The 20,044-nt window shown below is 63.3% G+C and carries 18 protein-coding genes; 6 read left to right on the forward strand and 12 right to left on the reverse strand.

The window, feature by feature from the left end; all coding sequences use genetic code 11:
- Nucleotides 1–48: 48 nt before the first annotated feature.
- On the reverse strand, nucleotides 49–603 hold the full coding sequence (locus NKI58_RS15005) for a GNAT family N-acetyltransferase (RefSeq protein ID WP_352787987.1): 555 nt from the start codon (nucleotides 601–603) through the stop codon (nucleotides 49–51).
- 281 nt (nucleotides 604–884) lie between these two features.
- Here NKI58_RS15005 and NKI58_RS15010 point away from each other — a divergent pair, with 281 nt between their 5' ends.
- On the forward strand, nucleotides 885–1,874 hold the full coding sequence (locus NKI58_RS15010) for a glutathione S-transferase family protein (RefSeq protein ID WP_352787990.1): 990 nt from the start codon (nucleotides 885–887) through the stop codon (nucleotides 1,872–1,874).
- A gap of 10 nt (nucleotides 1,875–1,884) precedes the next feature.
- Here NKI58_RS15010 and NKI58_RS15015 read toward each other — a convergent pair whose 3' ends face one another.
- Together NKI58_RS15015 and NKI58_RS15020 are read right to left on the reverse strand one after the other, a co-directional pair.
- Complete coding sequence (locus tag NKI58_RS15015) at nucleotides 1,885–2,358, reverse strand: hypothetical protein (protein ID WP_352787993.1); 474 nt, start codon at nucleotides 2,356–2,358, stop codon at nucleotides 1,885–1,887.
- 91 nt (nucleotides 2,359–2,449) lie between these two features.
- On the reverse strand, nucleotides 2,450–2,947 hold the full coding sequence (locus tag NKI58_RS15020; RefSeq protein ID WP_352787996.1) for an NUDIX domain-containing protein: 498 nt from the start codon (nucleotides 2,945–2,947) through the stop codon (nucleotides 2,450–2,452).
- A 53-nt stretch (nucleotides 2,948–3,000) separates the two neighbouring features.
- Here NKI58_RS15020 and NKI58_RS15025 point away from each other — a divergent pair, with 53 nt between their 5' ends.
- Complete coding sequence (locus NKI58_RS15025; protein ID WP_352568307.1) at nucleotides 3,001–3,945, forward strand: metallophosphoesterase family protein; 945 nt, start codon at nucleotides 3,001–3,003, stop codon at nucleotides 3,943–3,945.
- A gap of 76 nt (nucleotides 3,946–4,021) precedes the next feature.
- Here the strand turns inward: NKI58_RS15025 and NKI58_RS15030 are convergent, their stop codons facing one another.
- The 4 genes from NKI58_RS15030 to leuA form a co-directional block, all read right to left on the reverse strand.
- On the reverse strand, nucleotides 4,022–4,639 hold the full coding sequence (locus NKI58_RS15030) for a hypothetical protein (protein WP_352620484.1): 618 nt from the start codon (nucleotides 4,637–4,639) through the stop codon (nucleotides 4,022–4,024).
- A 134-nt stretch (nucleotides 4,640–4,773) separates the two neighbouring features.
- Nucleotides 4,774–5,577 carry an alpha/beta fold hydrolase gene (locus NKI58_RS15035; protein ID WP_352787999.1) on the reverse strand — a complete coding sequence of 268 codons (804 nt, stop codon included), beginning with the start codon at nucleotides 5,575–5,577 and terminating at the stop codon, nucleotides 4,774–4,776.
- A 244-nt stretch (nucleotides 5,578–5,821) separates the two neighbouring features.
- The gene (locus NKI58_RS15040; RefSeq protein WP_352586723.1) at nucleotides 5,822–7,618 is read right to left on the reverse strand and encodes a tetratricopeptide repeat protein; all 1,797 of its coding nucleotides are present in this window, start codon (nucleotides 7,616–7,618) and stop codon (nucleotides 5,822–5,824) included.
- A 143-nt stretch (nucleotides 7,619–7,761) separates the two neighbouring features.
- On the reverse strand, nucleotides 7,762–9,498 hold the full coding sequence (gene leuA, locus NKI58_RS15045) for a 2-isopropylmalate synthase (RefSeq protein WP_352788003.1): 1,737 nt from the start codon (nucleotides 9,496–9,498) through the stop codon (nucleotides 7,762–7,764).
- An 808-nt stretch (nucleotides 9,499–10,306) separates the two neighbouring features.
- On the opposite strand from leuA, the gene NKI58_RS15050 reads away from it, so the two are divergent.
- From NKI58_RS15050 to NKI58_RS15065, 4 genes are all read left to right on the forward strand, one after another.
- The gene (locus NKI58_RS15050; protein ID WP_352788006.1) at nucleotides 10,307–11,473 is read left to right on the forward strand and encodes an ATP-grasp domain-containing protein; all 1,167 of its coding nucleotides are present in this window, start codon (nucleotides 10,307–10,309) and stop codon (nucleotides 11,471–11,473) included.
- Nucleotides 11,474–11,477: 4 nt separating this feature from the next.
- Entirely contained in the window at nucleotides 11,478–12,254 is a 777-nt protein-coding gene (locus NKI58_RS15055) for an esterase family protein (protein WP_352638263.1), read from the forward strand.
- 18 nt (nucleotides 12,255–12,272) lie between these two features.
- The gene (locus tag NKI58_RS15060) at nucleotides 12,273–12,587 is read left to right on the forward strand and encodes a nuclear transport factor 2 family protein (RefSeq protein ID WP_352788011.1); all 315 of its coding nucleotides are present in this window, start codon (nucleotides 12,273–12,275) and stop codon (nucleotides 12,585–12,587) included.
- A 194-nt stretch (nucleotides 12,588–12,781) separates the two neighbouring features.
- Nucleotides 12,782–13,858 (forward strand): siderophore-interacting protein, encoded by a 1,077-nt coding sequence (locus tag NKI58_RS15065; protein WP_023679534.1) that lies wholly within the window; start codon nucleotides 12,782–12,784, stop codon nucleotides 13,856–13,858.
- Between the two features lie 20 nt (nucleotides 13,859–13,878).
- On the opposite strand, the gene NKI58_RS15070 is transcribed toward NKI58_RS15065, so the two are convergent.
- The 5 genes from NKI58_RS15070 to NKI58_RS15090 all read right to left on the reverse strand — a co-directional run bounded on the left by NKI58_RS15070 (nucleotide 13,879) and on the right by NKI58_RS15090 (nucleotide 19,882).
- A complete protein-coding gene (locus NKI58_RS15070; protein ID WP_352824577.1) occupies nucleotides 13,879–15,093 on the reverse strand; it encodes an MFS transporter in 1,215 nt (404 codons plus the stop codon).
- Nucleotides 15,093–17,180 carry a TonB-dependent siderophore receptor gene (locus NKI58_RS15075; protein WP_352638268.1) on the reverse strand — a complete coding sequence of 696 codons (2,088 nt, stop codon included), beginning with the start codon at nucleotides 17,178–17,180 and terminating at the stop codon, nucleotides 15,093–15,095. The genes NKI58_RS15070 and NKI58_RS15075 overlap by 1 nt, the downstream gene beginning before the upstream one ends.
- Before the next feature lie 186 nt (nucleotides 17,181–17,366).
- Nucleotides 17,367–18,455, reverse strand: a complete 1,089-nt coding sequence (locus NKI58_RS15080; RefSeq protein WP_352788018.1) for an AbrB family transcriptional regulator — start codon at nucleotides 18,453–18,455, stop codon at nucleotides 17,367–17,369.
- A 271-nt stretch (nucleotides 18,456–18,726) separates the two neighbouring features.
- On the reverse strand, nucleotides 18,727–19,035 hold the full coding sequence (locus tag NKI58_RS15085; RefSeq protein WP_352450553.1) for a putative quinol monooxygenase: 309 nt from the start codon (nucleotides 19,033–19,035) through the stop codon (nucleotides 18,727–18,729).
- Nucleotides 19,036–19,084: 49 nt separating this feature from the next.
- Nucleotides 19,085–19,882, reverse strand: coding sequence for an SDR family NAD(P)-dependent oxidoreductase (locus NKI58_RS15090; RefSeq protein WP_352586729.1), 798 nt, complete (start codon nucleotides 19,880–19,882; stop codon nucleotides 19,085–19,087).
- Between the last annotated feature and the right edge of the window lie 162 nt (nucleotides 19,883–20,044).

Below are 20,044 nucleotides of genomic sequence, written 5' to 3' on the forward strand. Positions count from 1 at the left end.
CGTGCCCAGACTATGCCGCCAAGCCACCGTGCGACAGCACCGGCATGGTCACGCCATCGCGGCGATGTGCGCGGCAATCCTTGCCTGGTCGGCGTGGCAAACCTCGCCCGCCAGCCTCGCCACCGCGCCCGGCACGATCTCGTGCGCCAAAAGCCGGTCGGGGTCGACCGGACGCGGCATCGAGATCTGCCCGCGCGGGAGCCTTTTGAAGCCGAGCGGGCCGTAATAGGGTTCGTCGCCGACCAGCGTCACGGCCGGCGCGCCGGCCTTGGCGGCGGCTTCCAGCGCGATTGCCACCAGCTTGCGGCCGATGCCGAGATTTTTGAAGGCCGGCCGCACAGCGAGCGGCCCGAGCATCAGCGCGCGGCCGGCACCGGCGGCGATGCGCGTCATCCGGACCGAGGCGACGACGATTGCGCCATCGACGGCCACGAAGGACAAAGCGCGTTCGTGCGGGCCACCTTGGCGGATCTTGTAGGCGGCAAGCACGAAACGGCCCGGCCCGAAGGCCTCGTCGTTGATGGCTTCGATTTCAGGATCATGCGCCGGAGTTTCCGGCAGGTATTTCACGTCGGCCAGGTATTTCAAGTCGACAAGGCTCATGGTCTTTGCGTTCCGGTATGCGAGGAAAGGTTTGCTGCAAGCGGCAGCATTCGCCAGTCAGCGCTTCATCAAGCGCGGGCGCTCTTTCGTCGTCGGTCGAACCGGATCACGGCAAAGTCGAACATGCGGATGTCCGCTAGCACCAATTTTCAGCCGCCGCAATCGGCCCGCGCACCCCGACCGCACTCGACGACGCAGCCGTTGACGATCTGTTCAGCATCGGGGATTTCCGCGGCGCCGCTTGGTGCCCTACATCGGGTAGGAACGCGAAAGGATATTGCATGGGATTGCTAGTCGAAGGCCAATGGCAGGACCGCCGGTACGATAGCGGGGAGAGCGGCGGCAAATTCGTGCGCGCGCAGTCGCAGTGGCGCGACTGGGTGACCCGCGACGGCGCGCCAGCCGAAGGGCGAAAACGCGGCTTCAAGGCCGAGCCCGGCCGCTACCACCTCTATGTCTCGCTCGCCTGCCCGTGGGCGCATCGGACGTTGATCTTTCGCGTGCTCAAAAAACTCGAGGACGTGATTTCCGTCTCGGTCGTCCATCATTTCATGGGCGCCGACGGCTGGACGTTCCTGGCCGAGGACGGCGCCACCGGCGACACGCTCTGCGGCCTCGATTTCCTGCACCAGATCTACACCAGGGCCGATCCCGGCTATTCGGGCCGGGTCACCGTTCCCGTGCTGTGGGACAAACGCGAGCAGACCATCGTTTCCAACGAATCCGCCGAGATCATCCGCATGCTCAATTCGGCCTTCGACGAATGGGGCGATGCCAGGCTCGATTTCTATCCGCAACCGCTGCGCGGCGAGATCGATGCGGTCAACGCGCTGGTCTATCCCGCGGTCAACAACGGCGTTTACCGTGCCGGCTTCGCCACCACGCAGGCGGCCTACGAGGAGGCGTTCGGCGAATTGTTCTCGGCGCTCGACATGCTGGAGGACCGTCTGTCAAGGCAGCGCTATCTCATCGGCGGCCGCATCACCGAGGCGGACTGGCGGCTGTTCACGACACTGGTCCGCTTCGACCCGGTCTATGTCGGCCATTTCAAGTGCAATCTGCGCCGCATCGCCGACTATCCGAACGTGTCGAATTACCTGCGCGACCTCTACCAGGTGCCAGGCGTCGCCGGCACGGTGAATTTGCACCACATCAAGTCGCATTATTACGGCAGCCACGAGACGATCAACCCGACGCGCATCGTGCCGGTCGGGCCAGAGCTCGACTATTCCGCGCCGCACGACCGCGCGCGCTTCAGGAAGGCTGCGTGAGACCGGCGACCTAGCGGAAGGTTTCGGAGTCCATCTTTGCCCTTCTAACGAGTTCAGCTTTCAATATGGTATTTCCAAATCGATTGGAGTAGCCGAGCGACGTTGCAAGGAACGCAACGATGCCGCCGATCATGACGGCCAGGACCGACGTCTGGGGCGGGATTGCGCGTAACAATCCCGACGGCAGAAGCACAGCCATTCCCAAAATCATTTCTATCAGGGTTGAGAAGCCGACCATTTTCCAGAATTCAGTGCGAGTAAAAAGCTGAGCATGTCGCTTTATAAAAACGAAATATGTCACGAATGCCGCAACTAATTGTATTGAGAATTGGATAAATCTTCCAATTTTTGCTAACATATATGGATCTATCGCAAGAACTATTGTAGAAATTAAGGCTACCACAGAAAATGTTATCACATAAATTCCCGTGTACAGTGATACATAGAGCCCGATTCTAAATCTATCGTTTTGGCTGTGTGGCATTTTTTCTCCTCATCGCTCAGCATTTATCTCTCTGAGAACAATGGATGCTGCCGGTCTATACCGACGCAGCCAAAGCTGTTGAAGAGATGATCTACCAGTAAGGCGATGCCGAATTCCCCTCAAAAACTTCGGCAATCCGCCGCAGCGTCGCCGGTGTCGTGCCTTCCGGCAAGCGGTCGAGCGGGAAGAAGCCGGCTTCGGCGATCTCGCGGTCGGGCAGCTTAGGGCTTGGCTGGTCGAACTCTTCGACCAGATAGAGGCCGACATGGTCGCGGCGGCTGGCGCGGCGGTTGAAATGCAGGGATTTCAGCACCGGCGGTCCGGTCAGCGCGATGTTGCCTTCCTCGAAGACTTCGCGAGTCAGCGCTTCGATCATCGTCTCGCCCAACTCGACGCCACCGCCGGGCAGGTGCCAGCCCGGGACATAGGTGTGGCGGATGAGGAAGACGGAATTGGAGCGGCGGTCGTGGATCAAGCCGCGCACGCCGAGCGTCATCGGCCGCCGCAGTACGAAATACAGGTGAAACAGCCTTGCCCTGAAGCCCGGCCAGCCGATCTGGCGCAGGGCTTGCTCCGGATCCGGCGTCATCGTCCGCGAAACCGTGAGTGGAAAGCCGCGCGCGGCTCGCCTATGAAGAAAAGATGTTCAGGCTCGCGCATATTTCCGATGTCCATCTGGGGCCGCTTCCCGATGTAACCTATCGCGATCTCGCCTCCAAGCGCGTGGTCGGTTACGTCAACTGGCAGCGCAACCGCCGCCGCTACATGCACGATGCCGTCATCGACACGATCGTCGCCGACATGAAGGCCAGCGGGCCGGACCATCTCGCCATCACCGGTGATCTGGTCAATCTGGCGCTCGACGGTGAGATCGAGATGACCAAGCACTGGCTGGAGACGCTGGGCTCGCCCAATGACGTGTCGGTCGTGCCGGGCAACCATGACGCCTATGTACCGGGCGCCTTCGACAAGACCTGCCGGTCGTGGGCGGCGTGGATGACCGGCGACGGCGTCAATACGCCGGTCGACCGCAACACCTTTCCCTATTTGCGCGTACGCGGCAATGTTGCGCTGGTCGGCGTCACGACGGCGCGCGCCACGGCTCCATTCATGGCCAACGGCTTCTTTCTGGAGGGCCAGGCGGAACGGCTGCGCGACATGCTCGACGCCACAGGCAAGCGCGGCCTGTTCCGGGTGATCATGATCCACCACCCGCCGGTGCGCGGCGCCGTTTCGCAGAACAAGCGGCTGTTCGGCATCTCCCGCTTCCACAAGGTTCTTCACCGGCACGGCGCCGAGCTTGTGCTGCACGGCCATTCGCATGTGCCGTCGCTCTTCTTCATCGGCGCCCGCAAGATCAAAATCCCGGTGGTCGGGGTCGCCGCTGCCGGGCAGGCGCCCGGCAGTCCGCATGCGCCGGCGCAATACAATCTGCTCGACATCGACGGTGAAAAGGACAATTGGCGGATCAGGCTGACGCGCCGCGGCCTGACCGGGCCGGCATTGCCGCCCAGCGACCTGCAGACAATGGAGCTTGGCGTGGGGGCCGAGGCGTCGATGGCTAGAGCAATTCCAGGAAAAGTGTGAAACGGTTTTCCGTCCGGAATTGCGTCAAAACAAAGAGATAGTGCGGTTCAGCGTTTCCGTGAAACGGTGAACCGCACTAGAAGCTGATTTTCATTGCAACGATGCGGTCCCAGAACAACACGAGCGAAATCGCCAGGCCGACCAGGGCGCCTGCGGCGATCAGGCCGAGGCCCGAGAAGAACGCCGACCAGCCGTTGCTGCGCCCAGGGACATGCAGCGGCGGCTCAGCCTCCGCCACCAGGGCGCGTTTCAGGCCGGCGACGGCCTGCTCGATGCCGCCTTCCATCATCCTCTGGCGTTCGACGACGCGCTCGGCGACATAGCGCGTCACCTGATCGGCAACGACCTTCATCTCGGTCGACTCGGCGAGCACGACGCGGCCGATGCGCGTGTCCTTGAGAAAGCGATAGGTGCGGCGGTCGCGTCCCATGGCGACATGGCTGATCGCGTCGATCCACAGCCGTGGCTGCAGGCCGGACGAGACGGCGAAGTCGAAACTGTCCATATCGGTGGGTACGTCGCCGAAAACCGGCGCGAGTTCGGCGGCAAGCAGATCGAGCCGCATGCGATGCGCTTCGCGCATCTCGACGACGACGTCGTCGCGGTCGGCGAAGGCGTTCTTGACGTCGCGAATGGCATCGGACAGTTTTCGCGACTGATCGATCTGGGTGATGTTCTCGCCTGCGTCCTTCATCGGCGTTGCCTCGCGGGGTTTGGTTAACACCGAATTAACACAGCCGCCGGCAAATTGCACTTGCGAGATCGATGGGTGGGCAAGGGTTCGCTGGAGCAGCACCAGCGCCGCCGCCGTGCCTGCGCGAAGACCGATCAGCTCGCCGCAGCGGCGAATCCCCGACGAAGCCGCCTGCTGCGGCGTCGCATATTGCGACGGACGGCCTCGACGACCAGGCCGGGCGCTTCCTCGACCAGCATATGGCCGGCTTCCAGCACGTGGTGCAGATGAAAATGCTTCGGCACGCCGTCCGCTTGGCTGACCGGCAGCACCGCGTCGTCGGTTCCCCAAACCACCATGACCGGCATGTTCAGCGTTTCCAGCCGTTCGCGCTGAATGACGCCTTGCCGATCATCCCTGGTCATGGCGGCTGCGAACTCGACAAGTGTCCGCGACTGGCCGGGACGCCGGCGCATCTCGTTGACGAGATCGACCCTATGCTGCAAGGGCCGGCTTTGCGGTCCCGACATGGCGGCAAGACAGGCGCGGATTTCATCCGTGCCGGCAGCGGCGGCGTAGCGACGCAGCAGCGGACCATTGATCTCAGGACCAAAACCGCCCGGCGACAGCAGCGTCAGCGAGGCCATCTTTTCCGGCTCGCTCAATGCCATCAGGGCGGCCACGGCGCCGCCCATCGAATGACCGACGAGATGAGCCCGCTTTATGCCGCGAGCGGAAAGATCGGCAAGGACGGCACTGGCTGCGATCCTGGCCGGACCGCCGCCCGGAAAATCGAGCGACAGCCCATGCCCCGGCAGATCATAGGCCAACGTCCGCGCGCCGAGTGCCAGGGACGCGGCCACGTCGCGCCAGTCGTGGTGGCAGCCACCGAAACCATGCAGGAAGGCGATCGTTGTCGGGCCGGTGCCCCGTTCGGCAGCGTAAAGGGATGGGGTCATGCAAACTTTATGGCTTGGTGCCGGGGTCAGTCAGGATGCCGGGGGGCGGTCTTATGCGGATCAGTCTTTGCGGGAGGTCAGACTTATGCGGAGATCAGTCTTATGCGGGATCAGACCTATGCGGGATCAGACCTATGTGGGATCAGATTGGCCGGTTCAAATTGTGTCTGAATTGCGCTTTGGCCGTCCGGATGGCCAGTAAAATCTTCGCGATCACCTGACGTCGTGCACGCGCCGGGAGACGTCAGCTGGCGCCGCCAAGGCCGGCGGCGCGCAGGGCTTCCACCAGCCGGTTGGTCAGATCGGCGGGATATCTTCGTTCGACGAAGGTTGCGCGCGGATCGGCTGCGAATTTCGGGAATTTGGCGGTCAGTTCCTGCAGCAGCCTGCTCGCCAGCTTCTCGCGGCCGGCAGCCTTGGCGCCGATCAGCCGCGCCGCCAGATAATGCGATTTCATTTCCGTCGTTCGCAAGCCGTCGCTGGCGAGCGTGGCCTTGTTCATGTCGCCCATCATGAACTCTCCGGCGAACAACCCGTAATCCCACCATGTCGGATGGGCGCTGGCGATGTCCACCGCGTGAGCGATGATCGGGGTGCCCTCGCTGTACCTGCCGGCGAAAACCAGCCCGTAGCCATAGGCGGCGGCCATTGCGAGATCGTAGGGATTGAGCTCATAGGCCTTGCGCATCCAGCGGATCGATTCCGCGGAATCGCCCATGCGCGAATTGAGATAACCAAGGGCGCGGTGCGCGTAGGGGCTGGTCGGGCCCATCTGGATGGCGCGATGGGCAAACGTCATCGCTTTGTCGATCGTCGCGTCGGCGGGGTAGGGATAGTGGTCGGTGACCGCTTCGAGATGCAAGGACGCGAGTTCCGAATAGACGAGCGACGACTTCGCCTCCCGGTTGGCAAGATCTTCGAGGCAGCGGTAGGCGGCTTCGTGCGTCTGGGCGTTCTGGTCGAGATAATATTTGCCGTTGAGCACCAGACACGCCGTCAGCCCGGTCTGGATGCCGCTCTGCTCGATGTAGTTGTAGATCGTGCCCGAGGCGGGAAGAGCCGAGCTCAAAATGCCGGAGATCTGGTCCTCGATGGCGGTGTTGGCGCTGTCGCCGGCGGTCAGGTTGCGTGAGAGCAGCACGCGGCCGGTCGCCACGCTTTGCAGCTCGAGCATGATGTCGCCGCTACGCGGCCCGGGCAGGACATCGAATACGAAGCTAGCGGCGTCGGTTACTGGATCGGGCGGGCTGTCGGCATCACGGCCGATGAAATTGATGGTATCGAAGCCGCTGAGGCCGGCGCGCAGCGATGCGGCGACACGGCGAGCCAGGTCGCTGTCGGCCTTGATGGCGATGTAGACCTGGGGGAGGTTTTCAACGGGAGGCGCTGCAATGCTGCCGGTCGCCACCGCGGTCTCGACCGCCGTGTCGCCGCCGGTCAGCAATACCACGCTGCCCTGGCGAAGGATCAGCACACCCAGCATGAGGATGACCAGCGCGATCGCCAGCCAGAAGAACTGCAAATGGCGTTGCAGCGAAGGAGCAGCAGGGGCGACGGCTGGAACGCTCAGCAATGCAGCCGGATGTGCCCGGTTGCGGGCGTCCTCCAGCGATCCGGGCGGGGCGGTCGTCGCCGCTTCCTCTGTTGCCAGCTCCGGCTTGTTTTCTGCCTTGGGCTCCACCTCCGCCGGCAAGCGAATGGCGTTGAGTTCGTAGGACGGAACATAGCCGCCGCGCGGAATGGCGATGCGGACCGGTTCGGCAACGCCCTCATTGGCGAAATACTGCTGCAGAAGCTCGCGCAGCCTGCCGGCCTGCACCCGCACCACCGCATCGGTCGACGGGTCGAAATCGCCGTCCTTGCCGAACACGTCCATCGCGATGGAGAAGCCCTTGAGCCTGTCGGCTTCGCCTGCCTGCTCGCGCTCGACCAGGTAGCGGAGCAGCTTGCGCGCGCGCTCGGATCGTCCGAACGTTTCGCTGGCAAGCAATCGCTCCAACGTTTCGCGCACTGCGGGGGCGGCAGGCGTGGTATGCTGCAAGTGTCGATCCCTTCGAATTCGGCACAGGTTGAGGTACGATCATATCGCGCTGGCGGCGCCTTACAAGCATGTGCTTATGGTGCGATAGCGTACCCACCGGATAAAATTTCCGGTGGGCTGATGCGCGGGCCTGGCGGTCTCGGCTAGCCGCCCTTTCGGCCGACGATGCGGTTGGCGGCCGAAACCACGGCTTCTAGCGAGGCGGCGACGATGTTGGTGTTGATACCGGCGCCGAACAGCTTGCCGCCCGGATGTTCCATCTCGACATAGGAAATGGCCGAGGCATTCGAGCCGCGCTGCATGGAATGCTCGGAATAATCCAGCACCGACATCGGCACCCCGACATGGCGCGACAGCGCATCGACGAAGCCGTCGATCGGGCCGGTGCCGGTGCCTGATATGGTCACCTCCTTGCCTTTGTCGAGGATCACCGCTTCGACCACGCGCCGGCCCTTGACCTCGGTGTCGGGATAGGTGTGGTGGTCGAGGAACTTCAGCCGCGCGCCGGGCTGGTCGACATAGGTGTCGAGAAAGCGCTCGTAGATGCGCTTGACCGGCACCTCCTTGCCTTCGGCGTCGGTGATCGCCTGGATAGCCTGGCTGAACTCGATCTGCAGGTTGCGCGGCAGGTTGAGGCCGTAATCCGCATGCAGCACATAGGCGATGCCGCCCTTACCGGACTGCGAGTTGATGCGGATGATGGCTTCGTAGCTGCGGCCGACATCGGCCGGGTCGATCGGCAGATAGGGCACCTCCCAATGCGGCGTGTTGGCCTTGCGCAGCGCCTTCATGCCCTTGTTGATGGCGTCCTGGTGCGAGCCGGAAAAGGCGGTGTAGACGAGCTCGCCGACATAAGGGTGGCGCTCCGGGATCTTCAGCTGGTTGGAGTATTCGTAGACGTCCTTCATGCGGTTGATGTCGGAGCAGTCGAGCCCGGGATCGACGCCTTGCGTGTACATGTTGAGCGCCAGCGTGACGATGTCGACATTGCCGGTGCGCTCGCCATTGCCGAACAGCGTGCCTTCGACGCGGTCGGCGCCCGCCATCAGGCCGAGTTCGGTGGTGGCGATGCCGGTGCCGCGATCATTGTGCGGATGCAGCGAGATCAACAGGTTCTCGCGGTTGTCGAGATTGCGGCACATCCATTCGATGCGGTCGGCATAGATGTTGGGCGTCGACATCTCGACCGTAGAGGGCAGGTTGATGATCAGCTTGTTTTCCGCCGTCGGCCTGACGATCTCGGTGACCGCGTTGCAGATCTCCAGCGCCACTTCGAGCTCGGTGCCGGTAAAGCTCTCCGGCGAATATTCGAAACGGTAGCCGCCGCCGGCCTTGGCCGCCATGTCGGTGATCATCTTGGCCGCATCGGTGGCGATGCGCTTGATGCCGGCGACGTCCTTCTCGAAGACGACGCGGCGCTGCAATTCGCTGGTCGAGTTATAGAAATGGACGATCGGGTTGGTGGCGCCCTTCAGCGCCTCGAAAGTGCGGGTGATCAGTTCGGGCCGGCACTGCACCAGCACCTGCAGCGAGACGTCGGCGGGCACGTTGCCTTGTTCGATGCACCAGCGGGCGAAATCGAAGTCGGTCTGCGAGGCCGACGGGAAGCCGATCTCGATCTCCTTGAAGCCCATGTCGAGCAGCAGGGCGAACATGCGCGCCTTGCGTTCCTGGCCCATCGGATCGATCAGCGCCTGGTTGCCGTCGCGCAGGTCGACCGAGCACCAGATCGGCGCCTTGTCGATCACTTTCGAAGGCCAGGTGCGATCGGCAAGACCGACGGTCGGATAGGGCTGGTACTTGCGGGCAGCATCCGGCATGCCCCTCGCGGGCCTGGCGGTTTCCTCTACATTCAGACGGATATCTTCTCGTGCGTTCATCGTCTTTTCTCCCGGCGGCTCGCGGATCCAGCTTCAGGCGGATTGGTGGCGAGCGGCGCCTTTACCAGAATTTCGTTCGCTTGATGTGACGTGCCAATTTGTGACTGGCCAAGGAGCGTGCGCGTGAGCGGCAATTCGACCGCCGGGCGCTCCTTCAGCGAACCCGGCGATCGCCGATAAGGCCGAGAAGCAGCAGGGTGGAGGCGAGCGCGCGAACGGTCTGGCCGGCAATGCCGGTCGGACGGGACGCAAAAGAGGTGGCGCGCGGGCTCATGGCGGATTTCATACAGGAGCGGGCAAAGCGAGGCAAGTGGGAGCCTCGCTGTCGCAGAAGCTGCCGATCCAACCTCAAGACCTGGGTTCCTCGCCGTCGCGAAACGGGGGAGAGGTGGCCGCCCAGGGTCTTGCCTTCGGCGAGCCCGAGGACAGGCTCTGCGGCCGGAGAGGGGGGCTTCGTAGGGCGCAATCCCCTCTCCGTCTCGGCTTCGCCGAGCCACCTTTCCCCATTTTTGTGGGGCGAGGAACCCAAGCTGCAATGAAGGCCCGGCGCCGACATGAAGCGATTTTTTCCTGATTACAGCAACTTTGTTCTTGCTTTGTGCCGGCAGCTATGCTACTAATTTGGGTATGGTGCTGATTGGCGCCGAGGACCCGCCGTCGAGGCGGGTTTTTTATTTCACGGTTTTGGCGTCACCTTTCGCGGACCCAGCCGCTCACCTGATCCAGTTGCTCTTCCCCGAGCCCGGCAAATGCGCCAGAGTCGATTGTCGGCGGGGGTACGATGGCTCGCCGCCGGGAGGGATCGTCCATGAACTTCGTGTTCTTCTCGCCGCATTTTCCGGCCAATGGCGCCGATTTCTGCGACCGGCTGAAGAAGGCCGGCGCCACCGTGCTCGGCATTGGCGACGCGCCGTTCGATGCGCTGGACGGCAAATTGAAGGCAGCCCTTTCGGAATATTACCGCATCGACGACATGGAGGAGTACGAGCCGGTGTTCCGGGCGATCGGCCATTTCATCCACAAATGGGGCCGCATCGACCGGTTCGAATCGCTCAACGAGCATTGGCTGGAGCTGGAAGCCAATATCCGCACCGACTTCAACATTTTTGGCACCAAGCTTGACTTCGTCAAGAATTTGAAACGCAAGAGCCGCATGCGGGCGTTCTTCCGCAAGAGCGGCGTCGAGACCATTGCGCAGCGCAAATGCTCCGACCGCGCCGGCGCCATGACCTTCATCCGCCGTGTCGGCTATCCCGTGGTGGTGAAGCCGGATTCCGGCTCCGGCGCCTCGAACACGTTCAAAATCTCCAACGCCGGCGAACTCGACAGCTTCTTCAGGGACAAGCCGGAAGGCGTCAGCTTCGTCATGGAGCAATTCATCGAAGGGCTGGTGGTGACCTATGACGGGCTGGTCAACCGCGACGGCGAGGTGGTGCTGGCCGCCAGCCACCGCTACGACCAGAGCGTCATGGAGGTGGTCAACCGCGACCGCCATATGAGCTATGTCTGTTTTCCCGAGATCAGCCGGGCGGTCGAGGAGGCCGGCAGGAAAATCCTCAAGGCGTTCGACGTGCGCGAGCGCTTCTTCCACATCGAGCTGTTCGAAACCAGGGACGACCGGGTCATCGCGCTGGAGGTCAACATGCGGCCGCCTGGCGCCTGGATGACCGATGCCATCAATTACACCTTCGATATCGATGTCTATGCCGCCTGGGCCGACATGGTGGTCAAGGACGCCGCCGGCGGCCCTTACAGGGGCAAGTATTTCACCGCCTATGCCAGCCGCAAGCGGCATCTCAGCTATGTGCACAGCCATGCCGACGTGCTGGCCGCCCATGGCGGCATGATCGTCCATCATCACGCCATCGAGGAGGTTTTCAGCCGCGCCATGGGAAACTACGCCTATCAGCTGCGCTCCACCGACCCGAAGGCGCTGCGCCGGGCGGTCGACTACATCCATGCGGAAAAGGCGTGAGGCGATGGACGTTTCGTACCACAAGGGTTTTGGCCGCAACCTCGGCCGCGACATGGAATACAAGCGCTACGGCCATGCCGGCCGACCCGTGGTTGTGTTCCCGACTTCGCAAGGGCGGTTCTACCAGTTCGAGGATTCCGGCGCGGTTTCGGCTCTCGCCGAGTTCGTCGACACGGGTCGCATCCAGTTGTTCACGCTGGACGGCATCGATGCGGAATCCTTCTTCGACCGCCATGCCGAGCCGGCCCATCGCATCGCCCGGCATGAAGCGTATTTCCGCTATGTGCGCGAAGAGGCGCTGCCGGAACTCCTGTCTGCCGCGGCCCAGGCCAATGGCGGGCGTACGCTGAAGCCGCTGTTTTGCGGCTGCTCCATGGGCGGCTATCATTCGTCGAATTTCGTCTTCCGCTTTCCGGAACTGGCCAGCGGCGTCATCGCGCTGTCAGGGGTTTATTCGACCCACGATTTCTTCGGCAGCGCGCTCGACGGACAGATTTTCTTCAACTCGCCGCTCGACTACCTGCCGGGTATCGTCGATCCGGGGCTGCTTGGCAGGCTGAAGGCGCTGCGGCTGATCTTCTGCTGCGGGCAGGGTGCCTGGGAGGAACGGATGCTGGCCGATACGCAGGCGCTGGAACAGATCCTGCGTGACAAGTCGATTCCGGCCTGGGTCGATTATTGGGGCGGCGATGCCGCGCATGAATGGCCGTGGTGGCACAAGCAACTGGTCTATTTCTTCGCCCGCTGGCTGGACGACGATCTGATGCACCGGCTGGATTAGGCCACCTGGAGGAAGGAAATGACCACGCCCGATGCCATCCGCCGCTTTGTCGAAGCCACCAATGCCGGCGACACCAAAGCTTTCCTCGAGACGTTCACGCCCGATGCCTTCCTGAGCGACTGGGGCCGGTCGTTCAAGGGCCGCGAGCAGATTGCGCGCTTGAACCAGTCGGACAATATCGGCGTGCAGTCCAAACTTAGTATCATTCGTATCGAACCGGCGGGCGAGACCTATCACGTCCGCATTGCCGTCACAGGCAACGGCTTCAACGGCGAGGGCGACATGGCGTTCACCCTGGACGACGACCGCATCTCCAGCCTGGTGATCAGCTGAAGGACATTTTGAGGCCCTTTAGGCCACCTCGCCGACACGGCCGCCGTTGCTCGCGCGGAACTCATTGGCTTAATGCCAAAAACATGACTATGTTTATCATCTTTTAGTGGAAACGCCAGGCCGGCTGTGGCATGCCGCAAAGGCGCCGACGTCTAGGGCGATCTCGGATTCAAACGGCACCGAAAGGCTGAGCGATGGAGCAATTGAGTGCGCAAACCCGGATCAGCGGTGCCGCCATCCGGTCGGCGATGGACAGGCTGCGCGCCGAGCACGGCGAATCAGAGATCGATACCGGCCTTGCCGATCATTGGGAATTTCGCACGCATTACGGCTCGTTGAAGGCGACGCTCGGTGACAACAGCGTGCTGATCCGCGTCGCGGCCGAGGATGAAACCTGCCTGTCCTACATGAAGATGGCGGTTGCCGGCCATTTTTCGCAACATCTCGGCACGATCAGGGGCATCGCCTGGCAGGGCGACGGCAGCGATGCCGGCACGCCGGTGTTCTTCCGCGAGATCACGGTGGTGTCCTCGACGCGGATTTCTCAGCATATGCAGCGCGTCCGCTTCACCGGCAACGATCTCGGCCGCTTTGGCCGTGGCGGCCTGCATGTGCGGCTGCTGCTGCCGCCGCGCGGCAGGCTGCCCGTGTGGCCGTCGATGGGCGCCGACGGCCTGATGGTCTGGCCGTCGGGCGAGGACGCGCTCGTCGTGCGGGTCTACACGATCCGGGCACTGGACGCCGCAAGCGGCTGGCTGGATGTCGATTTCGTCCTCCACCCCGGTATGGATACGCCGGCGGCCGCTTTCGCCGAAAAGGCGGTTGCCGGCGAGGTCATCGGCATGATTGGACCCGGTGGCGGCGGCGTGCCCGAGGCGCAAAACCTGCTGCTGCTCGGCGACGACACCGCGCTTCCGGCGATCGGCAGGATGCTGGAGCAGCTTTCGCCGTCAACCCGCGCCGAAGCGTTCATCGAGGTCGACGGCCCGGACGACCGGATCGCGCTGGCCGCAGGCGAGACCGTTGCCGTCACCTGGCTCTATCGGCATGGGCGCGAGGCTGGCACAGCCAGCCTGTTGCCAGCGGTGCTGCGGCAGCGGAGCCGGACCGCGCTTGCCGACAATCTCTATGTCTGGGCCGGATGCGAGTTCGGTGATTTCCGCGAGATCCGCAGGATTGTCCGCAAGGAGTGGGGTGTGCCGCGCGACCGGCATCTGGTCATCGCCTACTGGCGCCGAGGGACGCAAGCGGCGGACGGCGGCGAAGAATAGTGCGCGACGATGCTCCGCAGTCAGCGGCGGTCGGATACGAAGGCGATCGCCGGGGCGGCCAGCAGCGCGACGAGGCCGGCGCCGGCGAAGAACGCGCCATAGCCGAAATACTGCGCCGCGTAGCCGGCCGCGATCCCGCCGGCCATGCTCATCAGTGCGTCCATGCACTGGAACAGCGTGAAGTCGACGCCCGCCTGTCTTGGATCTGACCAGCGCATGAACTGCGCGTAAAGCGCGACGAAACCGAGAGCCATGAAGCCGGACGAGCTGAGCACCGCGATGGCCATCAAAGCGGTGGTCGAGAAGTCACCAAGAAAATCGAAGACCGAAAAGAAGAACAGCGATCCGGCCTGCAGGAAAAGCGCCAGGACGAGCACGTTGCGCGGGCCGAACCATTTGACGAGAGCGCCGCCGGCGAGTGCGGCAGCCAGGCCGACGAACATGCTGCCGACGCCGTTGACAAGTCCGACCATCGAGAGGTCGAGCCCGGCGTCGATCAGGAATGGTCCGAGCATGGCGAGTGCCGCCTTCTGGGCCAGGACATAGATGGCCGACGCTGCCAGGCCGCGCCGAATTTCGGGACGCTTCAACGCGTCGAGAAGGCTGGGAACATGCGCGCGCGTCTCCTCGCGCGCGCGGCTGGCCACGCCGAGCAGGAAGGGCAGACCGAGCGGCAGGAGCAGCAAGGCCATCGCCCAAACGGCGATGCGCCAGCCATAAGCGTCGACCAGAAGCAGAAACAGGCCGGCGCCGATGGCCGAGCCGAGATAGGCGCCGCCGACCTGCGCGGCATTGCCCCAGCCGTGGTTTTCCTTAGCCAGGCTCTGCACGGCGAAACCATCGCAGGCAATGTCGACCGTCGAGGCGGCGAAGGCGACGATGGTCAGGCAGGCCAGAACCGGCCACCAGGCCTCCGGGCCGAGCGCGCCGACGGCCCACAGCCCGGCGATGGACACGAGCCCACCGGCGGCTACGATCGTGCCGGTGCGGTTCTTGCCGACCGGCGGCAGCCGATAGCGCTCGACGGCCGGCGCCCATAGAAACTTGAGCGCCCATGGCAGCGCGATCAGCGAGACCAGGCCGATCCGGTCGAGCGGCAGGCCCTGGTCGCGCATCACCGCCGGCAGGCCCGCCCAGGTGATGCCGCCGATCACACTCTGCGCGACGTAGAGCCCGCCGATCGCCAGGACGATCGCGACAGGCGTCGATGCCTGGCTGGAAACGGCGATCGACATCAGAAGCGGTAGCGCAGGCTAGCGAACAGCGAGCGGCCCTCGTCGCGGTAGCAATAGCCGGCCGAGCAGATGGATTTTTGAGTGTCGAACAGGTTCTTGGCGTTGACCTGCAGCTTCACGCCCTCGAGCTTGGGATTGCGGTAGCCGAAATCGTAGGAGAGCGAGGCGTCGACGAAGGCGCGCGCGTCGTTCTTGAAGGTGTTGGTGTCGTCGCCATAGCTGCTGCCGGCGACGCGAACGCCGCTGCCCAGCCCGAGCCCCTGCAGCGTGCCGTCCTCGAACTGGTACTGCCCCCAGAGCGACAGGATGTGATTTGGCGTTGCCGACAGTTCCTTGCCTGCGGTTCCCGTGGCGCCGCGTTCGATTTTCACGCGCAGATAGGTGTAAGAGGCGAGTATGCTGAGGCCGTTGTCGAGCGAGGCGCTGGCTTCCAGCTCGACGCCGCGCGAGTTGAGGTCGAGCTGGCGCTGCTTGTTGATGCCGGTCGAGGCGTCGAAGACGACGCCATCCTTCTGGTCGATGTCGAACAGAGCGGCGCTGATGGCGGCGTTGTAATCGGCAAACTCGTATTTGACGCCGATTTCCTTCTGCGTCGCGATGGTCGGACGGGCGACACGACCGATGGGGCTGCTGACATCGTCATAGACGAAGCCGATATTGGGCGAGAACGACGTCGAATAGTTGACATAGGGCGTGATGCCCCATTCGGTCTGGTAAGACAGGCCGAGCCGCCCGGAAAGGGCACTGTCGTTCTGCTTGGACTTGGTGAAGTCGGCGGCGGTCGAGGTGGTGTCGGCCCAGTCGTAGCGACCGCTGGCGAACAGGGTGAAATCGTTCCACTCCATCTGGTCATGCAGATAGGCGCCGAGCTGGTTCATCTCCTGCCCGCCATAGTAAGGAACCGGAGCAGCCTTGATGTCGTCGACGGAGACATAGGAGATACCGCTGTCGGCGTCATAATTAGACCAGGCGTAGTCGATGCCGGCTACCGCCGTGTGCCTGACCTGGCCGGTATCGAATTCGAACTGCGCCATGTTGTCGACGACGAAGTTCTTCATGGTCTCGGTGTAGTGGCCCCAGTAGCGTTTCAGATCCGGGCCGTCCGGGTAATGGCCGCTGTACTCGATGTCGCTGTCGACGGCGCTGTAGCGAAGATTCTGCCGGACCGTCAGCACGTCGTTGAAACGGTGCTCGAACTCGTAGCCGATGCGGCCCTGGGTCTGGTCGAAGTCGTTCCAGGCGGGATCGCCCTCATAAAGGTCCGTCAGAGCGCCGCCCGAATTGTAGAAGGCAGCGGTGCCGCCGGTGACGGATTTCGAATATTCGCCGAGGATGGTCAGCTTGGTGTCCTCATCCGGCTTGAAGGTGACTGCCGGCGCCAGATAGATCTTGTCGTCGGGATAACCGACCAGGTCGGTGTCGCTGGTGCGGCCGAGGCTGGTGAAGCGATAGAGGATGCTGCCGTCTTCGTTCACCGGGCCGGAAGCGTCGAGTGCGGCCTGGAAATGATTGCGTGCGCCGAGCAGCATTTCGACTTCGCGGAACTGTTCTTCCTTGGGGCGCTTGGTGACCAGATTGACGATGCCGCCCGGACCGCTGATGCCGTAAAGCGAGGAGGCCGGACCCTTCAGTATGGTGACGCCCTCGATGCCGTAGGGCTCGGTCTTGAACCAGGCCGAGGGGCCGTTGTACTGGCGCAGCCCGTCGCGGAACATACCGTTGTAAAAGGCCTGGAAGCCGCGCAGGAAGAAGGCATCATAGCGGGTGTCGAAGCCGAAGCTGTTCGGATTGGCGCTGGCGACATAGCCGAGCGATTCGTTCAGCGTGCGTGGCTTCTGGTCCTCGATCTGCTTTTGCGTCACAACCGAAACCGCTTGCGGAATCTTGACTATCGGCGTGTCGGTCTTGGTGCCGATGCGGTCCTTCTTGGCGACGTAGCCGTCTTGCACGAGGATCTCGTCGCTCTCGGCATCGACCTCGATCTTGTTGAGAACGGTGACGCCGCCCTGGTCCTGGGCGTGAGCCGGCGCGGACAGGCCGAGCAGGGCCATGCTGCCCGGCAATGATATCCCCAGGAGCCATGTCATCGTCCGTATCCGCATCAACTCGTCTCCACTCTTCCGTACAACATTGACGGAAGGGGGCTCTCAAATCTGAGTATTTGAGTCAAGTTATTTTTTGAGCTCGTGCGCGTGCTGGCCCGATACGGTCGGCGGCAGCAAAGTGCGACCGGTTTCAGGAAAACCGGCTGCGAAGCAGGCAGAGGCAAGCTGCTATGGTTTGAGGCTTCTCGCCACCAGCCGCGCCACGCTTGGGCCGACCAGAAGCACGATCAGGAAGCGTGCCGATTGCAGCGCCATGACGAAGGAGATGTCGACATGCTGCGCGGCGGCGGCGATGATGGCGACGCTGTCCATGCCGCCGGGACTGGTTGCCAGATAGGCGGTCAGCGGATCGATGCCGAGCAGGCGGCTGATCAGGAAGGCGAGGCCGCCGCAAAAGACGATCAGGGCAATGATCGAGCCGACGATCTGCGGCAGCGCGCGGGCCGCGTGGCGCAAAATGGCCCTGGTGAAATTCAGGCCGATGCTCCAGCCGATCATCGTATAGCTCAAGGCGAGCAGCCAGGGCGGCAACTGCATGGTCACGCCGAGCCCGAGATGGATCACGGTGCCGAAAATGAAGGTGCCGAGGAATAACGGCGAGGGCAGCCGGAAAAGCTTTCCGGCGAGGCCGCCAACCAGCGCCACGCCGAATGTTGCGGCCAAGCCTTGCGGGTCTATCGGCGGAAACCAGACGATGGCCGGCACCTCGATGCCCGAGGTGTCGACCCAGAGCTTGGCCACCAGGGCTGCCGTCATTGAGACGCAGATGACGCGCAGATATAGCATAAAGGCGACGAGGCGCTGGTCGGCGCCGAAGGCACCGGCCATCAGCACCATGGCGGTGGCGGCGCCCGGCGACGAGCCCCAGACCGCGGTGGTGCCGGGCAGGATGCGCCAGCGGCTGATCAGCCAGCCGAGCAGGCTGGATGCCGCGACCGTCGCCATCACGACGCCAAGGAACAGCGGCCATTCCCTGTAGAAGACGGGAAAGATATCGGCCGAGATGGAACTGGCGACCAGGCAGCCGACGACCGCCTGGGCTGAGCCGAACAGAACCCGCGGCACGCGCACCGTGGCGCCGTTGGTGCCGGCAGCGATGGCCGCCAGCATCGGTCCGATCAAGAGCGCGGCGGGCAGGGCGGCGAGTTCCAGCGCGCCGGCAAACAGCACCGAGACCACCACCAGGACCGGCCACTGCCAGGCCCTGTGGATCCGCGCCAGATGCTCGATGGCCGGCGGGTTCGGGGAAGAATCCATAGATGGGCTCTTAGACCGGTGGCGAAAAAATGCGAACCCCTTTTTGCGCGGAAAAGGGCTTGGGTGGTAATGGCACCAACCATCCGTAGCGATCCTTCGCGCCCCCCTCTGTCCTGCCGGACATCTCCCCCTCGAGTGGGGAGATTGGATGTCACCTCGGCCTTCGCCAATCTCCAAAAAAGAGCGCTGTCGGCGAAGCTGCCAATCTCCCCACTTGAGGGGGAGATGGCCGGCAGGCCAGAGGGGGGCGCTGTCCCGCCGGCCTCTGCCTCTATCCCGCCTTCACCGCCGGTAACCCGAACCCGCCAACAGGATGCGTCTCCACCTGGAACTCGAAGCCGGCGATGATCGGCCGGGCCTTGGCGATTGCCGCCTGGACTTCGGGCAGCTGCAGAGAAGCCTTGTGGCTTTCGGCGTCGGTCCACACTTCGGTCACCCAGATCGCGTCGGCATCGGCCGGGTCGGTGGCGATGATGTAGTTCAGGCAGCCGGGCATGGCGCCGGTGCTGGCGAGCAGGATATCCATCATTGCGTCACGCTGGCCGCGCATCGCCCGCATCTTGCCGATCAGTCCGTACATTCGCTTTGCTCCGTTGAGATGACGCAACCGGGAGTATGCAGTTCGTCGCCTACGGCATCAACTGGCCGCCATTGACCTCGATCACCTGGCCGATGATGTAGCCGCTCAACAGATCGGAGGAGAGGAACAGATAGGCGCCGACGCAGTCCTCGGCGGTGCCGGCGCGGCCCTGCGGGATGGTGGCGATCATGCCTTTCATCTGGTCGTCGGTCGAGTAGCGCTCGTGGAAAGGTGTCGCGATCGTGCCGGGCGCCACCGCGTTGACGCGGATGTTGAAACCGATCAGCTCCTTGGCCATGCCGCGCGTGACGTTGGAGACGAAGGCCTTGGCCGAGCCGTAAAGGCCGGCGCCGCCACCGGCGCCGTTGCGCGCGGCGATCGAGGAGGTGTTGACGATGAAGCCACCCTGCCGCTTCAGCCATGGGATTGCTTTGCGCGAAGCTGTCAGCACGGAACGCGCGTTGAGGTCCATCACCGCGTCGTAATGCGCCTCGGTCTGCTCGGCATAGGGCACGCGGCCGAGCATGCCGCCGGCATTGTTGACGAGGCCGTCGAGCCGGCCGAAATGTTGCGCACTGTCCTCGACGACGCGCTCGACATCGGCGGGGATCGAGAAATCGCCCTGGGTGAGGAACACGTCGCCGCCACCGTTGCGAATGGTCGCGGCCAGGTTTTCGGCGGCCACCCGGCTCGAATTGTAGTGCAGCGCGACGCGGCATTTCTGCGCGGCGTAGGCGAGTGCGAGCGCCGCGCCGATGCCGGTCGAGGCGCCGGTGACCAGGACCGCCTTTCCGGCAAGGTCGGGGATGACCAGAGAGGGGCTGACAAGGGTGGTGGTGGCTGGCACGTCTATTCCTCCGGGGACTCTGCCTGCTCTTCGTAGGCCCTCGCAGTCCTCGCGTTCAAGTCCGTAAAAGTTTAGAGCGGTTCACCGTTTCACGGAAACGGCGAACCGCTCCCTCTTTGTCTTGACGCAATTCCGGACGGAAAACCGTTTCACACTTTTCCT

This window comes from Mesorhizobium sp. M0522 (genome assembly GCF_040321085.1).
Taxonomy (GTDB): Bacteria; Pseudomonadota; Alphaproteobacteria; order Rhizobiales; family Rhizobiaceae; genus Mesorhizobium.

Bases quoted from the DNA above. Each gene is read 5' to 3' on its own strand.
- NKI58_RS15070 (WP_352824577.1), bottom strand. From the start codon at position 15,093: ATGTCGATCGCCGTTTCCAGCCAGGCATCGACGCCTGTCGCGATCGTC.
- NKI58_RS15080 (WP_352788018.1), bottom strand. From the start codon at position 18,455: ATGGATTCTTCCCCGAACCCGCCGGCCATCGAGCATCTGGCGCGGATC.
- NKI58_RS15010 (WP_352787990.1), top strand. From the start codon at position 885: ATGGGATTGCTAGTCGAAGGCCAATGGCAGGACCGCCGGTACGATAGC.
- NKI58_RS15020 (WP_352787996.1), bottom strand. From the start codon at position 2,947: ATGACGCCGGATCCGGAGCAAGCCCTGCGCCAGATCGGCTGGCCGGGC.
- NKI58_RS15055 (WP_352638263.1), top strand. From the start codon at position 11,478: ATGGACGTTTCGTACCACAAGGGTTTTGGCCGCAACCTCGGCCGCGAC.
- NKI58_RS15005 (WP_352787987.1), bottom strand. From the start codon at position 603: ATGAGCCTTGTCGACTTGAAATACCTGGCCGACGTGAAATACCTGCCG.
- NKI58_RS15025 (WP_352568307.1), top strand. From the start codon at position 3,001: ATGTTCAGGCTCGCGCATATTTCCGATGTCCATCTGGGGCCGCTTCCC.
- NKI58_RS15050 (WP_352788006.1), top strand. From the start codon at position 10,307: ATGAACTTCGTGTTCTTCTCGCCGCATTTTCCGGCCAATGGCGCCGAT.
- NKI58_RS15030 (WP_352620484.1), bottom strand. From the start codon at position 4,639: ATGAAGGACGCAGGCGAGAACATCACCCAGATCGATCAGTCGCGAAAA.
- NKI58_RS15075 (WP_352638268.1), bottom strand. From the start codon at position 17,180: ATGACATGGCTCCTGGGGATATCATTGCCGGGCAGCATGGCCCTGCTC.
- NKI58_RS15065 (WP_023679534.1), top strand. From the start codon at position 12,782: ATGGAGCAATTGAGTGCGCAAACCCGGATCAGCGGTGCCGCCATCCGG.
- NKI58_RS15060 (WP_352788011.1), top strand. From the start codon at position 12,273: ATGACCACGCCCGATGCCATCCGCCGCTTTGTCGAAGCCACCAATGCC.
- NKI58_RS15085 (WP_352450553.1), bottom strand. From the start codon at position 19,035: ATGTACGGACTGATCGGCAAGATGCGGGCGATGCGCGGCCAGCGTGAC.
- NKI58_RS15015 (WP_352787993.1), bottom strand. From the start codon at position 2,358: ATGCCACACAGCCAAAACGATAGATTTAGAATCGGGCTCTATGTATCA.
- leuA (WP_352788003.1), bottom strand. From the start codon at position 9,498: ATGAACGCACGAGAAGATATCCGTCTGAATGTAGAGGAAACCGCCAGG.
- NKI58_RS15035 (WP_352787999.1), bottom strand. From the start codon at position 5,577: ATGACCCCATCCCTTTACGCTGCCGAACGGGGCACCGGCCCGACAACG.